We start from the raw sequence: 14,886 nt of genomic DNA, 5'->3' as shown, positions 1-14,886 counted from the left end.
CCGCTGCAGCACTGCCTATTGCTAGCGGCTTGCCATCTTGTTCTCGTTTTGTACTATTCCTGCATTATGAAAAACGATCGTGAAATCGAGATCCTCTTTAGGCGCCTGCGCCTCTACGACCAGCTTGGGCGCCGCGCTGACGGTCTCGTTCGTACGATCCAGAGGCGATTGGGGGAGCGCTATGGGCCTAGATCACGTCCGTTCCGAAATCGATCACATGCGCGTCCAGGTCGGAAGACAGCGTAAGGAGATCCTGCAGCTTCAGCGGCTCGGCATCTCGCCTGCATCGGCAGAACTGTTGCTTACGAGGATGCTGGCGAAGATCGAAGACCTTTGCGCCGAGCGGGACCGGTTGAAGAAAGAGCACGGCGGCCCGACGAAAGGGCGGGTGCTTGGCGGCCGGAGCTGGTGATGCCAGAGCCGCTCAAATGGTACGACGACAAGGCCGACAACTCGCCTTGGATCGACGCGCTTGCCGAGCTGCGGCAGCGGGCTGCCCGCGAAGGTCATTGCTATCAGCACGTCCAGGCGATCACAGTTGCGATCGATCAGTATGCCGAGAAGGCCCTCGGCAATCGCAACTACTTCCTCAACAAGCCCTATGGCGTAGGCTAGATCATTTGCGAGGCGCCTCTGGACTCCGGTGAGACAGTATCAGGTAGGCCGCCGATCCACCCAAGGCCATGACGACGGCGCCGAGGAGTTGCATGAAGACGCCGGACGAAACGACGATCGTGAAAATGCCGAAAGCGAAAAGCATGGCACAAATTGTCAGCAGTACTGGCTTCTCCATAAACCGCTCCGTAAGGCAACGCGCAATTCTGCCAAGAATCGACCGCAGCCTGAATTAGCCATTCCGGGGGTGACAGGTAGTGGTAAGGCCCGGCGCGTGCGCGTCGTGCGTCGGGCCACTTGGCTTGGAGCTTATGACATGAAGCCTAGCCTTACGCTCCTTTTTGTCATTGCCAACCTGATGGCAGGATGTGCGAGCACCGGGAGCAATCCGGTCGCGGACATGCCGTCATGGATGGGCGGACTGCCGGCCAACGCGCCTCCGAGACCCGGGACAGCGGCCTACGACGCCTGGCAAGCCGAGCGAGCGAAGGGAAGCCGCCCGCCGAAGGGAAAGGATGCCGCTCGTTGACACTCCGGGCGATGTCGCACGGTTTTGCCGCTTTATCCCGGTAGGATGATTCTGCGCTCGAAAGGGCGCATCTTGAGAGGACGGCTCTGGCGCATTTTAGCCCCCAGCCCCGCGCCAAAGCCGTTTCATCACGTGCCTGCTCGCATACTGGAATTTGGGCCGAACATCGGCGCCGAACCTTAGCAGGGGGCTACGGCGCGGTCAGGTATCGGGCGGGAAGTAGTACCGCAGGGTAAGCCTTACCGCGATGTAAAGGCCTGCAGCGATCCCAAGACTGACAATGAGGATATCCATCCGGTAATTGTCGTCGCGCCCACCCCGCAGGTTCAATCATCTGTTAGTTATTGTTGACCATTCGCGGGCCCAATTGATTGGGTGTTGCGTTACGATTCGCGACAGCGGTGGAGACTGAGCGATGTACCCAACAGACGGTCTGAAAATCGGAAACCTGTACCGGCTCGGTTTTCCTGGCATCGCTGCCCGAGTGATCGATCCGCCAGCCGGCATCGAGCGATCCAGCGAATATTGCTACCTCGTCGAAAGCCTGGTCTTGAGAAGTCGCTGGTGGGTCAACAGGCGAGGGGAGCCGGACAACATTTACTCACCTCATTTGATCGTACCCGCCGCTCAGGAAGCGCCAAGCGCCTCGTGGACGACGATAGGACAGCGCTAGGTTGACGTTGGCGGACAAAGTGACGCCGGTTGCGATCGATCAGTATGCTGAGTAATCGCGTCAACGAGCCATACAGCATTGGCGAGTTGCGAAAGGCAAGCGAAGCGCCGTGACACTCACGCTGTCGGGTTTTTCTTGCTGCGCCGGCACATTAGCCGAAGCAGCCAGGCGAGCCACGCCAGCACTTCCGGTAAGTCGGGATCACCGTCTCGCATAGTATCGTCCCCTCGCATGGCGCTGGAGAGCAATTGGGGTGCGGATTTGCTACCCGTTTTGCTACCCAACTAGCTGGGACGACGCTGAATAGGCGGTGACGAAAGGAGAGCGGGCGCGGGTAATTCCCCAACATTTCCGCACTCAATGAGACATCTCGACACCAGACGAGACGGCCATTCCAGAATTTCAAGACCGGTGCCTTAAACCACTCGGCCACCCTTCCTTGCCTTTACGATCAAGCGCTTAGCCGATGCGAAGGTGGAAACACAAGAGAAGAAAACGGGATTTGCCGGGAATCGCCAGGGCAGGAGGCACGACGAATCAGTGTCGCCGGTTGGACCGGAGGAGCCGCGTCACACGCGTCGGGAATAGTGATGGCGGCATCGACCATTGATCGCTCGCCGGCAGTTTGTCGGCACTTGCCAATTTCGCCCGGGATCGCATCGCTCCGGCATCATCGCCCAATGGTTCGGCTGTCGCTAGCCGAACGCTACTGCCAGCAGGCTCGAGCAGAGGAGCACGAAGCTGGCCGTCGCCAGAGCGAGAAATCCGTTGGAGACAATGTCGTGGTTGCGCATAGGACACCTACCACACCAGATGCTCGTCCGAATTTATTAAAGCTTTCCGAATCCCCGATCCGAACTGCCTTGCCATTTCCCTGTCTGAAGTCCGGGCGGTTACCCGAACCCCGGCCGTCAAAAATCAAGCTCTGTAACGATAGCCTTCAAATGCATGAGCCAAAAAAATGCCTGCGCTCACCAGGCCCATCACTGCTGTAACCGTCTCGATCATCGCACAAATCCTTTGCGCCCCTGCAATCCACAGAACGACTCCACCGTTGCACAGTCAAAAAGATTCACTGGGCGGAATCGCAGATCGGTCGTGAGTGGTGATTTGATGCAACAGATTGTCTGAAAGCGGCACAGGAAGAGCTACGACGAAGGATGCATACGCTGTGAATCGAAGCGCTATGCCCGTAAATCAACGGATAGAGCAGGCAACCATTGATTCACCACGCGCGACCAGATCATTCACCACGTGAGGCCGCACCCCATTTCCGCCGTGTTCCGGTTGCGATATCTTCACGACGTGATGCGGAGGTGGGCTGCATCGTGGGGATCAGGCCGTAGCGCTTCAACGTAGGCAGCAGGCCGCTGAAAATGGTACTTGGGGTGATGGGGATTCGACGGCCAACAACGATCGTTCGGGCGGTTCGTGGCACGGTTGCCGTGGCAACATGCCTTGTCCTCGCCAACTGCGCTTCGTCGGACAAATTCGCCAAGCGCATCGATCCCAAATACGGCGTCTCCTCGAGCCCCCGTGTCGTGGCGTTCGGGGATCCCGTGCCGAAGGGCGGGGGAACCTACCGTATCGGCAAGCCCTATACCGTCGCGGGCCGGGTCTACGTGCCGGAGGAAGATCCGAACTACCGTGCCGAGGGAATGGCTTCCTGGTATGGCGATGATTTCCATGGCCGGCTGACCGCCAATGGCGAAGTCTTCGACATGACCTCGCTGACGGCGGCCCATCCGACCCTGCCGATTCCGAGCTATGCCCGCGTCACCAATGTCCGGAACGGCAAGTCGCTGATCGTCCGCGTCAACGACCGCGGACCCTATCACGGCAACCGGCTGATCGACGTCTCAAACAAGGCCGCGGAACTGCTTGAATTCAAAGCCAATGGCGTCGCCAAGGTCCGCGTTGAGTATGTCGGCCGGGCCCCGCTGGAGGGTTCCGACGACCGCCAGCTGCTGGCGACGCTGCGGACCGGCGAGCCCGCGCCGTCCCCGTCCACGGTACGGGTCGCTTCGGCCCGGCCGTTTGTTCCCGAGATGATGCCGTCGTCCGCGGGCCGGATCCGGGGCGAGGTGCCGATGCCGGAGGGACGGCCTTATAGCCTCGGCAATACGTCGGCGGACTACGCCTCGGTCAATGCGACCTCGGAAATGTCGGCCTCCAGCCGTTCGCGTGGCCGTGCCGCGGAAAATCCGCGTGCCGTGTCCTACGAGAACGAGGCCAACTATGCGGCCCCGATCCAGGCTTACCTGCCGGTCGATCCGCGGGGGCCGAGCGAAGTCCTCAGCGGCCGCGGCCTCTACTAGAGCGTTTTCAAGCGAAGTGGCAGCCGATTCGCGTCGAGAAAACGAGTCAAACGAAAGACTCTACCCCTTCAGGAAGGCGATCAGGGCGGCGTTGACCTCGTCGGGCCGCTCCTGCTGAATCCAGTGGCCGGCCCCGTCGAGAATCAGCTTCTGCCGCAGATCAGGCAGCACGCGCTCCATCTCCTTGACCTGCTTGGCGCCGATCAGCCCGGTGATGACGCCGTCCTTCGAGCCCGCGATGAATAGGGAGGGTTGGCGGATCTGCGCGCCTTGCCAGGGCGCCGTCAGTTCCCAGTTGCGGTCGATGTTGCGATACCAGTTCAGCCCGCCGCGGAAGCCGGAGGCCTGATAGACGGAAGCGAAATAGGCGAGGTCGGCCTCGGTCAACCAGTTCGGCAACGGGCGCTTCGGATCGGTGTCGCCGAGGAAGCCCTTACCCTCCTGAACGAACTGATGGGCTGCCGGATCGGCGAGCCCGCGCCCGGCCAGCACGATTCGCATGGTCGCTGCGACGTCGCGCTCGAACTCGGCTTCCGCCACGCCCGGGGCCTGAAAATACTGCCAGTAGAAATTGGTGATGCCGTTCTGGCGCAGGGTTTCGAGCGGCCGGCCGCGGCCGCGGGAGGGCGGTGGAACGCTGAGGCCCGCGACCTTGGTGAAGACATCGGGCCGGAACATCGCCGCGTGCCAGGCGACCGGCGCGCCCCAGTCATGCCCGACAATGACTGCCTGCTTTTCGCCAAGCGCCGCCACCAGCGCGACCATGTCTCCGACATTGTGGAAGATGGTGTAGGCGCCGACATCGGCCGGCGCGCTGGTCCGGCCGAACCCGCGCATGTCGGGAGCGACGACGTGGAAACCGGCTTCCGCGATCGCGGGGATCTGGTGCCGCCAGGAGTAGGACAGTTCGGGCCAGCCATGGCAGAGCAGCACCAGCGGACCCTGTCCCTCTTCGACAACAAAGAAGTCCAGCCCGTTGGCAGAAATAGTGCGTGAAGATGGCATCGCGTTTCCGCCCTGTTTTTCGTATTCTGTCAGGAGATTGCAGCATCGCCACGATATGTTCCTTGGTCCGTTGCCGCAATCCGATCGACATGGGCTGCACGTCCAAAACCTCTGTTGTTTGCGATACTTCCAACTGTTAGAACGCGCGGATTCAGGACATCGCCGATGGCAGCAGAGACCTCCGTTTCCCGCAAATTCGACGCCGCGGCCGTTCTCCCGTGGCGGAGCCTGATGGCGGCTGTTCTCGCCCTGTCGGTCGGCTGGGGCGGGATCGTCTACGCCGCCAACAACAGCGTGCAGGGCGCGCCGAAGAAGGAAGACGGCGGCTTTGACGGCGATGCGCCGACCGCGATCCTGATCGAGGCCTCCAGCGGCAGCGTGCTGTTCGAGAAGAACGCCGACGAATTGCGGGCGCCGTCCAGCATGATGAAGCTGATGACGGTCGAGGTGGTCTTCAATGCCCTCAAGGAAGGCAAGGTCAAGCTGACGGACGAATATCGGATCAGCGAGAACGCCTGGCGCAAGGGCGGTGCGCCGGCGGGCGGCTCGACCATGTTTGCCATCCTCAACAGCAAGGTCTCCGTGGACGACCTGTTGAAGGGCGCGATCATCCAGAGCGGCAATGATTCCTGCATTGCGCTGGCCGAAGGCATGGCCGGCAACGAGCGGATCTTTGCCGCCGACTTCCTGACCAAGCGCGCCCGCGAGCTTGGTTTGATGAAGTCGACCTTCGGCAATTCCAGCGGCCTGCCCGATCCCGCCAACAAGATGACGGTTCGGGAGCTGGCAAAGCTCGCCCGCCACCTGATCGTGGCCTATCCCGACATGTACAAATTGTTCGGCGAGCGGGAGTTCACCTGGAACAAGATCCGCCAGCAAAACCGCAATCCGCTTCTGAACACGCTCAACGGCGCCGACGGGTTCAAGACCGGCTACACCAAGGAGGGCGGCTACGGCATGGTCGGCTCGGCCGTGCAGAACGACACGCGGCTGATTGTCGTGATCAATGGGCTCGAAGATCCCGACGATCGCGCCTCTGAGGCGAAGAAGATGCTGGAATGGGGCTTTCGCAATTTCGAGACCCGCACGCTGTTCGCGGCCAACCAGCAGGTCGGCTACGCCAAGGTGTTCGGCGGCGAAAGCCGCTCGGTGAAACTTGCCAGCCCCCAGCCGATCAAGGTGATGGTGCCGAAGAACGGCAGTGAGAAACTGATCGCGCGCATCGTCTACAATGGCCCGGTGCGGGCGCCGGTACAGGCCGGCCAACCGGTCGGCGTCGTCAAGGTGTGGCGCGGCGCCAATGTCGCCGTGGAGGCGCCGGTCTATGCTGCGGAGGCGGTGGGCACCGGGTCGACCATGCGCCGCGCGATCGACGGAGCCAGCGAACTCGTCATCGGCGTGTTCCGCGCGAGTGCAGAGAAGCTCTGAGCATGAACCAGGCAACGCTGCAGCGGCCATCCGGACGCGGGAAGTTCATTACCTTTGAAGGCGGCGAGGGCTCCGGCAAATCCACGCAGATCAAGAAGCTCGCCGAGCGTCTGGCGGCGACGAAGCTGCGCGCCATCGTTACCCGCGAGCCCGGCGGCTCGCCGGGCGCGGAGATCATGCGGCATCTCGTGCTCTCGGGGATGGGCAAGCTGCTGGGACCGGACGCGGAGACGTTGCTGTTTGCAGCCGCGCGCGACGACCACGTCCGCACCGTGATCCAGCCCGCGCTCAGCCAGGGCACGTGGGTGCTGTGCGACCGCTTCTCGGACTCGACCCGCGCCTATCAGGGCCGGTTGGGGCAAGTCGCGCCCGGCGTTCTTAACGCCATGCAGCGGGTCACCATCGGCGATCTCAAGCCGGACCTGACCATCATTCTGGATATCCCGGTTGATGTCGGCCACCAGCGCGCCGCGGCCCGCCGCGGCAGCGGCGTGCCTGACAGGTTCGAGGCGGAAGACCTGCAGTTCCATCAGGGGCTCCGCGACGCCTACAAGCAGATCGCCGCGGAAGAGCCGCAACGCTGCGTGCTCATCGATGCGAATGCCGACGCCGACACGGTTGCCGGCCGCGTCTGGGCCGCGCTGCGCGATCACCTGTTAGCAACCAAGAGCCCGGCGGGAACGGCATGAGCGCGCGCAAGGCCGAGCAGGAAACGGCGGTCAGGCATCCCCGCGAAACGGCCGATCTGTTCGGCCACCGCGAGGCGGAAACCGCCTTGCTGACGGCCTATCGCAGCGGGCGCATTCCGCATGCCTGGCTGATCGGCGGCCCGCAAGGCATCGGCAAGGCGACGCTGGCCTATCGCATGGCGCGCTTCGTGCTCGCCAATCCCAACCCGACCCTGCCTTCGGTGCAGCGCGCCGAGACGCTGGCGCTCGACCCAAACGATCACGTCGCACGCCAAATCACCGCCGGCGCACATGGCGGGCTGCTGGTGCTGGAGCGCGGCCTCAACGATCGCGGCGTGATGCGGACGGTGATCACCGTCGACGAGACGCGGGAAACGATTTCATTCTTCGGCTCGACCGCGGCGATCGACGGCTGGCGGGTCTGCATCGTCGATACCGTCGACGAGCTCAATCCGAACGCCGCCAATGCGCTGCTGAAGATTCTCGAGGAGCCGCCGCACCGCTCGCTGTTTATGCTCGTCAGCCATTCGCCGGCGCGGGCCCTGCCGACGATCCTGTCCCGCTGCCGCAAGCTGCCGCTGCGGCCGCTTGCGACCGACGACGTCATTCGCGCGGCATCGGACGCCGCAGACATCGCCCCCGATGATCCGGCGCTGTCGGAGGCCGCCGATGCCGCGGAGGGGAGCGTGTCCCGCGCGCTGACGCTGCTCGGCGGCGACGCGCTGAAGCTGCAGCAGCGGACCGCAGCGCTGCTGGCGACGCTGCCGCAGGTCGATCCGCGCGAGTTGCATGCCCTTGGCGAAGCGCTGGGCACCAGCGACCGGGTAGCGCTGGCTGCCTTCATCGACGGCATCGATCGCTGGATCGGCGAAAAGCTGCGTGCTGGCGATGCCAACGCGAATCTGCCCCGCCTTGCACGGCTTGCGGAGGTATGGGAAAAGATCGTCCGCGCCGCGCGCGACACCGAATCCTACAATTTGGAGCGAAAACCGCTGGTTTTCTCGGTGTTCGGGATGCTCGCGGAAGCGACGCGGTAAACGCTCAATCGGACAATATTCCCTGCAATCGTTGAGTTGAAAAGGATTTCGTGGTGGCGAAGGCTGCAAAGAAAGCTTCGAAGAAGGCGAAGAAGGCCCGCAAGTCGCCACCCCCGCGCGCGGCAAAGAAAGCCGCCAAGAAGGCCGCGAAGAAGCGCGCCGCCAAGAAGGGTGCGGCCAAGCGCGGCCGTGTCGTGAAGAAGGCCAAGAAGGGGAAGAAGAAGACCTCGAAGAAATTCGCCGGCAAGGCCGCGAAAAAGTCCGCAAAGAAAGCTGCTCCGAAGTCCGCCAAAAAGCCGGCCAAAAAGTCTGCGCACAAGGCGACGAAACCGCAGGCCGTCGCACCGCAAGAAGCGAGCCCGACCGCATGGGCCTTCGCGGCCGCCGTCGACCGCGCAAAGCCGTCCACGACAAGTCTGAAGCCGACTCCTGCGGCGAACTCCGTCGCCGCCGCCGAACGCAACACCTATTTCATCACGACCGCAATCGCCTATCCGAACGGCATTCCGCATATCGGCCACGCCTATGAGGCGATCGCGACCGACGCGCTGGCGCGGTTTCAGCGGCTCAACGGCAAGGATGTGTTCTTCCTCACCGGCACCGACGAGCACGGCCTGAAGATGGTGCAGACCGCCGAGAGCGAAGGCATGAGCGTCGCCGAACTCGCCGCGCGCAATGCCGGCCGGTTCAAGGAGATGGACGAACGCCTGAACGTGTCGTTCGACCGCTTCATCCGCACCACGGAGCCCGAGCATCATCGTTCGGTCCAGGTGGTCTGGAACCGGATGCAGCAGAACGGCGACATCTATATCGACACCTATGCCGGCTGGTATTCGGTGCGCGACGAGGCCTACTACTCCGAAGAGGAAACCGTTCTCGGCGAGGACAATGTGCGCCGCGGCCCGCAGGGCACGCCGGTCGAATGGGTCGAGGAGAAGAGTTACTTCTTCAAACTGTCCGCCTACCAGGACCGCTTGCTGCAGCTTTACGAGAGCCAGCCGGATTTCATTGGCCCGGATTCGCGCCGTAACGAAGTCGTCAGCTTCGTGAAGGGCGGCCTGAAGGATCTGTCGATTTCGCGCACGACGTTCGATTGGGGCGTCAAGGTACCGAATGACCCCGAGCACGTGATGTATGTCTGGGTCGATGCGCTCACCAACTACATCACCGGCGTCGGCTTCCCTGACGAGAGCGATGCGAACTGGCGCTACTGGCCGGCGGACGTGCACATCATCGGCAAGGACATCATCCGCTTCCATGCGGTGTACTGGCCGGCATTCCTGATGTCGGCCGGCATCCCCGTGCAGAAGCGGGTCTATGCCCACGGCTTCCTGTTCAACAGGGGCGAGAAGATGTCGAAGTCGGTCGGCAATGTCGTCGATCCCTTTAACCTGGCCGACCAGTACGGCGTCGACCAGATGCGCTATTTCTTCCTGCGCGAGGTGCCGTTCGGACAGGACGGTAACTACAACCATGAAGCCATTGTCGCGCGCATCAACGCCGATCTTGCCAATGGTCTCGGCAATCTGGCGCAGCGTTCGCTGTCGATGATATCAAAGCAACTCGGCGGCGTGCTGCCGGAGCCGGGCGAGTTCACCGACAATGACAAGGAGATGCTGGCGGAAGCGGACGCCATGCTGGAGGCGTCGCGGACGGCGATGGCGACCCAGCAGATCCATCAATGGCTGAACGTGGTGTGGTCCGTGATCGCGGAGGCTGACCGCTATTTCGCGGGCGAGGCGCCATGGGCGCTGGCCAAGACCGATCCGGCGCGGCAGAAAACCGTGCTCTATGTGACCACGGAAGTGGTGCGGCAGATCGCGATCCTGACGCAGCCGGTGATGCCGGAGGCCTCGGGCAAGCTGCTCGACAGCCTTGGCATTCCCCAGGACAGCAGGGACTTTGCGGCGATCGGAACACGGATCACGGCCGGCATGAATTTGCCGCCGCCGGTCGGCGTGTTTCCGCGCTATGTCGAACCAAAGGCGGATTGAGCCGTTTGCAAGCCATGCTCGTCGACAGTCACTGCCATCTCGACTTTCCGGATTTTGCCGAAGATCTCGACGGCATCGTCGCGCGCGCCGAGACGGCCGGCATTGGCCGCATCGTCACGATTTCGACCCGGGTGAAGCGGCTTGGCGGGCTGCTCGCCATCGCCGAGCGGTTTCCCAACGTCTATTGCTCGGTCGGCACCCATCCGCACAACGCCGATGAGGAAGACGGCCTCCCGGCAAGCGAGCTGATCGAGCTGACCAATCATCCGAAGGTCGTGGCGCTGGGGGAGGCGGGGCTCGACTACTTCTATGAGCACGGCTCGCGCGAAGCGCAGGAACGCGGCTTTCGCGCCCATATCGCAGCGGCGCGAGCGACGGGATTGCCGCTGGTGATCCATACCCGCGAGGCCGACGAGGATTGCGGCCGAATCCTCGAAGACGAGATCGTCAAGGGGCCGTTCCGCGCGGTGCTGCATTGCTACACCGGCGGACGCGAATTGGCGATGAAGGCGATTGGTCTGGGCCTTTCGATCTCGTTCACCGGCATCCTGACGTTCAAGAAGTCCGAAGCCTTGCGCGCGCTCGCGGCTGAACTTCCGGCCGACCGCATCATGGTCGAAACCGACTCGCCGTATCTGGCGCCTGGCAAGTTTCGCGGCAAACGCAACGAGCCGTCCTACGTGGTCGAGGTCGCGAAGGTGCTGGCGGAAACGCGCGGCGTTTCGCTGGAGGAAATCTCGCGGCAAACGACGGAAAACTTCTTTCGCCTGTTCTCCAAGGTGCCGGCGCCAAAGGCAGCCGCATGACGGTGACGCTGACGATCCTCGGCTGCGGATCCTCCGCCGGCGTGCCACGCCCGGCACTCGGCTGGGGCGCCTGCGACCCCAACAATCCCAAAAACCGCCGCCGCCGCTGCTCGCTGCTGGTCGAGCGTACCGGCGCCCACGGCACCACGCGGATCGTGATCGACACCTCGCCCGACCTGCGCGAGCAATTGATCGACGCCAATGTCGATCACATCGATGCGGTGTACCTGACGCATGAACATGCCGACCAGACCCATGGCATCGACGATCTGCGTTCGGTCGTGCTGCACCAGCGCCGGCGTATTCCCGTCTATTTCAACCAGTCGACCGCCAAAGACATCATGGCGCGGTTCTCCTACTGCTTCATCTCGCCCGAAGGCAGCGACTATCCGCCGATCCTGACTCGCCACTCGATTGAAGCCGGCGAGAGCCACAACACGGAGGGGAAGGGCGGACCCGTGAAGCTTTCCGCCTTCCTGGTTCACCACGGCAGGATTCCCGCGCTCGGCTTTCGTGTCGGAGCCGCCGCCTACACGCCCGACCTCCACGACATTCCCCAGGAAAGCTGGTCGGCGCTGGAAAACCTCGACCTCTGGATCGTCGACGGACTTCGCTATGCCGGCCACCCCAGCCATTTCAGCGTCAACGACGCGCTTTCATGGATCGAGCGCTTCAAGCCGAAGCGCGCCGTCATCACCAACATGCATTCCGACCTCGATTACGAGGTGTTGCGCCAGAGCCTGCCGGCCGGCGTGATCCCGGCCTATGACGGGATGCGGCTGGAGCTCGGCTAGGACCGCAGCGCGGGAAGTGCGCCATCCTTGCCAACACACACTCGACTAAATGACACCGTGGCGGGGCCTTTCGCCGGGCGTCATACCGGCCTATGACGGGATCAGGCTGGTGCTTGAGAACCCGGACAGAAGATCGGTTGCGCAGTGCAAACTCGATCGCAGGCCGCGGAGGAATTTCGATGATTGGCCTGTTCTTCGAAGTCCAGACAAGGCCCGGACACCGCGATCAGTATCTCGATCTCGCGGCCTCGCTGAAGCCCGATCTCGAGGCGATGGGCGGTTGCCTCTTCATCGATCGCTTCAGGAGTTTGACGCGGGAAAACCTGCTGCTGTCCTATCAGATATGGCAGGACGAGGGGGCCCTGACGGCGTGGCGGGCCCATGCGCACCATCACGATGTCCAGACCATTGGCCGCGCGAGGGTATTCTCGGACTACCGCATCCGCGTTGCCCAGGTCATTCACGAAGCAAAGCCCGGTCAACCGGCCTGGCAGCCCGCGCGACGCACGCCCTACAACGATCCCGCGAGGCGCAAGTCGACCTATATGCTGGCGGCGGAATCGACGAGCGGGACGCTTCCGGTCGCAACCGAATGGCGCAGTGATGCTTTCGCAAGCGTCTATCGCGACGAGCATTTCGCGCACCTGATCGATCTGCCGGACGAACAAGCCGGTGTCGAATTCGGCTCGCGCCTGTTTGCCGATCCGGCGATCCAGTATTTTCGCGTTTTCGAGGTCATGCGCGACTACGGCATGTTCGAACGCACTGAAGCGCCGCAGTACTATCCGCCGGTCAAGAGAGAGCGAGCCTAGATCGTAGGGTGGGCAAAGGCGCGTCAGCGCCGTGCCCACCATTGTCTGCGCGTGCAAGATGGTGGGCACGCGGAGCCTGTCATCGGGCGCGCATTCGCGCGACCCGTTGGCTTTGCCCACCCCACGCATACTAACGCAGGAGTTTCGGATTGCCGGCGTGGAGGCGGGTACCGTAATGCAGGTACCATTCGACGACGCGATCACCGAGTTCGTCGTAAGGCCCGTCCTCGACAACCGGCCAGTCCGTGGCCGACATCTTGCTGAGAATCGCTCGCGTAGATGTCAGGACGTCATCGGGGTAGACAGTAGCGTCGAGCAGATGAGCTTGCAGGAAGCTGACGAGGATTTCGAATCCGTCGTCCCAATTGATATTGCCGTTGCCCTGCGCCTCCCATCGCAGTTTCTCTACCGCGCGCAGCAACTCTCCCTCGACCGTGTCGGCCTGGCCATTGGACGGGACCTTGGTCTTCCAGATGGTCCGGGCCTCTTCAAAGTAACGCAAGGGAGGCCGTCCTACGCCGAAATCGCCTTCGCCGAATCCACCTGCTCACGCAGCATGAACTTCTGGATCTTGCCGGTGGACGTCTTCGGGATAACTCCGAACACGACGGCCTTCGGCGTCTTGAATCCGGACATGTGGCTGCGGCAGTACGCGATAATCTCGGCTTCCGTCGCCTTGGCGCCGTCCTTCAGTTCGACGAAGGCACAGGGTACTTCGCCCCATTTGGAATCGGGTTTTGCGACGACGGCCGCAAACAGCACGGCCGGGTGCTTGTAGAGGACGTCCTCGACCTCGACGGACGAGATGTTCTCGCCGCCAGAGATGATGATGTCCTTGGAGCGGTCCTTGATGATGACGTAGCCGTGCTCGTCGAGCACGCCGAGGTCGCCGGTATGAAACCAGCCGCCGGCAAAGGCTTCCTGCGTGGCCTTCTCGTTCTTCAGATAGCCCTTCATCACGATATTGCCGCGGAACATCACCTCGCCGATGGTTTCCCCGTCGCGCGGCACCTCCTGCATGGTCGCGGGGTCAAGCACAGTGACGGCTTCCTCCAGCGGGTAGGGCACGCCCTGCCGGCGCTTCATCTGGGCGCGCTGGTCGGCGGGGAGTTCATCCCAGCCCGGCTGCTCGGCGCAGACGGAGGCAGGGCCATAGACTTCGGTCAACCCATAGACGTGGGTCAGCTTGATGCCGATGCTTTCGGCGCCTTCGAGCACGGCGACCGGCGGTGCTGCGCCCGCGATCAATCCGACCACGCGTCGCGCCTTGTCGCCCTTGGGGGCGCCGGGCGTGTTGATCAGCGTGTTGTAGACGATCGGCGCGCCGCACATGTGGGTAACGCCGTGCTTGGGGATCAGCTCGAAGATTTTTGCCGGATCGACCTTGCGCAGGCAGACATTGATGCCGGCCGAGGCCGCGACCGTCCACGGGAAGCACCAGCCGTTGCAGTGGAACATCGGCAACGTCCAGAGATAGACAGGATGCTGGCCGAGATTGCCGGCCAGGATGTTGCTGACGGCATTGAGATAGGCGCCGCGGTGATGGGTGACGACGCCCTTCGGATTGCCCGTGGTGCCCGAAGTATAGCTCAGCGCGATCGCGTCCCATTCATCGCCGGGCAGCCTTGCGACGAAGCCGGGATCGCCCTGGGCAACCGCCGCCTCATACTCGATCTCACCAATCCGCTTGCCGCCCGCAAACGCCGCGTCGTCGACATCGACGACGAACGGTTTCGGCCCCTTCATCAGCGTCAGCGCTTCCGCAATCACGCCGGTGAATTCCGGATCGACCAGAATGATTTTCGCGCCGCCATGATCGAGCTGGAAGGCGATCGAGGGCGCGTCGAGCCGGATATTCAGCGCATTAAGCACCGCGCCCGCCATCGGGACCGCGAAATGCACCTCGTTCATCGCCGGGATATTCGGCAGCATCGCCGCGATCGTATCGCCATTGCCGATGCCGCGGCCGGCGAGCCAGGACGCAAAGCGCCGGCAGCGTTCGTAGGTCTCGGCCCAGGTGAAGCTGCGGCCTTCATAGACCGTGCTGACCTGATCTGGATAGACGGCGGCGCTGCGGGCGAGGAAGCTCAGGGGCGTCAGCGGAACGTAGTTCGCCGGCGTCTTCTCCAATCCGATGGAATACTGGTTCTGGGCTGCGCTCATCGGCTTTGTCCCATCTGAAAAAC

The 14,886-nt window shown here is 62.8% G+C and carries 15 protein-coding genes; 12 read left to right on the top strand and 3 right to left on the bottom strand.

Annotation, left to right across the window (positions count from 1 at the left end; all coding sequences use genetic code 11):
- Positions 1 to 181 precede the first annotated feature (181 nt).
- From CQ12_RS02780 to CQ12_RS02770, 5 genes are all read left to right on the top strand, one after another.
- Positions 182 to 412 carry a hypothetical protein gene (locus CQ12_RS02780; protein ID WP_057833835.1) on the top strand — a complete coding sequence of 77 codons (231 nt, stop codon included), beginning with the start codon at positions 182 to 184 and terminating at the stop codon, positions 410 to 412.
- Positions 412 to 615: a hypothetical protein gene (locus CQ12_RS02775; RefSeq protein WP_057833834.1), complete on the top strand. Its 204-nt coding sequence runs from the start codon at positions 412 to 414 to the stop codon at positions 613 to 615. Before CQ12_RS02780 ends, CQ12_RS02775 begins: the two co-directional genes overlap by 1 nt.
- A 92-nt stretch (positions 616 to 707) precedes the next feature.
- On the top strand, positions 708 to 851 hold the full coding sequence (locus tag CQ12_RS43320; RefSeq protein ID WP_157087965.1) for a hypothetical protein: 144 nt from the start codon (positions 708 to 710) through the stop codon (positions 849 to 851).
- 708 nt (positions 852 to 1,559) lie between these two features.
- Positions 1,560 to 1,817: a hypothetical protein gene (locus CQ12_RS43315; RefSeq protein WP_157087964.1), complete on the top strand. Its 258-nt coding sequence runs from the start codon at positions 1,560 to 1,562 to the stop codon at positions 1,815 to 1,817.
- A gap of 1,391 nt (positions 1,818 to 3,208) precedes the next feature.
- Positions 3,209 to 4,135 carry a septal ring lytic transglycosylase RlpA family protein gene (locus CQ12_RS02770; protein WP_057833833.1) on the top strand — a complete coding sequence of 309 codons (927 nt, stop codon included), beginning with the start codon at positions 3,209 to 3,211 and terminating at the stop codon, positions 4,133 to 4,135.
- Positions 4,136 to 4,195: 60 nt separating this feature from the next.
- Here CQ12_RS02770 and CQ12_RS02765 read toward each other — a convergent pair whose 3' ends face one another.
- Complete coding sequence (locus tag CQ12_RS02765) at positions 4,196 to 5,140, bottom strand: alpha/beta fold hydrolase (protein WP_057833832.1); 945 nt, start codon at positions 5,138 to 5,140, stop codon at positions 4,196 to 4,198.
- 165 nt (positions 5,141 to 5,305) lie between these two features.
- Here CQ12_RS02765 and CQ12_RS02760 point away from each other — a divergent pair, with 165 nt between their 5' ends.
- The 7 genes from CQ12_RS02760 (at position 5,306) to CQ12_RS02730 (ending at position 12,700) form a co-directional block, all read left to right on the top strand.
- The gene (locus CQ12_RS02760; protein ID WP_057833831.1) at positions 5,306 to 6,568 is read left to right on the top strand and encodes a D-alanyl-D-alanine carboxypeptidase family protein; all 1,263 of its coding nucleotides are present in this window, start codon (positions 5,306 to 5,308) and stop codon (positions 6,566 to 6,568) included.
- A 2-nt stretch (positions 6,569 to 6,570) separates the two neighbouring features.
- A complete protein-coding gene (tmk, locus tag CQ12_RS02755; protein ID WP_057833830.1) occupies positions 6,571 to 7,257 on the top strand; it encodes a dTMP kinase in 687 nt (228 codons plus the stop codon).
- Entirely contained in the window at positions 7,254 to 8,294 is a 1,041-nt protein-coding gene (locus CQ12_RS02750) for a DNA polymerase III subunit delta' (protein WP_057833829.1), read from the top strand. The genes tmk and CQ12_RS02750 overlap by 4 nt, the downstream gene beginning before the upstream one ends.
- Before the next feature lie 53 nt (positions 8,295 to 8,347).
- Positions 8,348 to 10,288, top strand: coding sequence for a methionine--tRNA ligase (gene metG / locus CQ12_RS02745; RefSeq protein WP_083519104.1), 1,941 nt, complete (start codon positions 8,348 to 8,350; stop codon positions 10,286 to 10,288).
- 14 nt (positions 10,289 to 10,302) lie between these two features.
- Positions 10,303 to 11,094 carry a TatD family hydrolase gene (locus tag CQ12_RS02740; protein ID WP_057833828.1) on the top strand — a complete coding sequence of 264 codons (792 nt, stop codon included), beginning with the start codon at positions 10,303 to 10,305 and terminating at the stop codon, positions 11,092 to 11,094.
- On the top strand, positions 11,091 to 11,888 hold the full coding sequence (locus CQ12_RS02735) for an MBL fold metallo-hydrolase (RefSeq protein WP_057833827.1): 798 nt from the start codon (positions 11,091 to 11,093) through the stop codon (positions 11,886 to 11,888). Before CQ12_RS02740 ends, CQ12_RS02735 begins: the two co-directional genes overlap by 4 nt.
- A 179-nt stretch (positions 11,889 to 12,067) precedes the next feature.
- The gene (locus CQ12_RS02730) at positions 12,068 to 12,700 is read left to right on the top strand and encodes an antibiotic biosynthesis monooxygenase family protein (RefSeq protein WP_057833826.1); all 633 of its coding nucleotides are present in this window, start codon (positions 12,068 to 12,070) and stop codon (positions 12,698 to 12,700) included.
- A gap of 130 nt (positions 12,701 to 12,830) precedes the next feature.
- Here CQ12_RS02730 and CQ12_RS02725 read toward each other — a convergent pair whose 3' ends face one another.
- On the bottom strand, positions 12,831 to 13,202 hold the full coding sequence (locus CQ12_RS02725; protein ID WP_057833825.1) for a hypothetical protein: 372 nt from the start codon (positions 13,200 to 13,202) through the stop codon (positions 12,831 to 12,833).
- Positions 13,203 to 13,213: 11 nt separating this feature from the next.
- Positions 13,214 to 14,863 (bottom strand): acyl-CoA synthetase, encoded by a 1,650-nt coding sequence (locus CQ12_RS02720; RefSeq protein WP_057833824.1) that lies wholly within the window; start codon positions 14,861 to 14,863, stop codon positions 13,214 to 13,216.
- Positions 14,864 to 14,886 lie beyond the last annotated feature (23 nt).

Source organism: Bradyrhizobium jicamae (genome assembly GCF_001440395.1).
Taxonomy (GTDB): Bacteria; Pseudomonadota; Alphaproteobacteria; order Rhizobiales; family Xanthobacteraceae; genus Bradyrhizobium; species Bradyrhizobium jicamae.
This window is presented reverse-complemented; position numbering and strand designations above follow the sequence as displayed.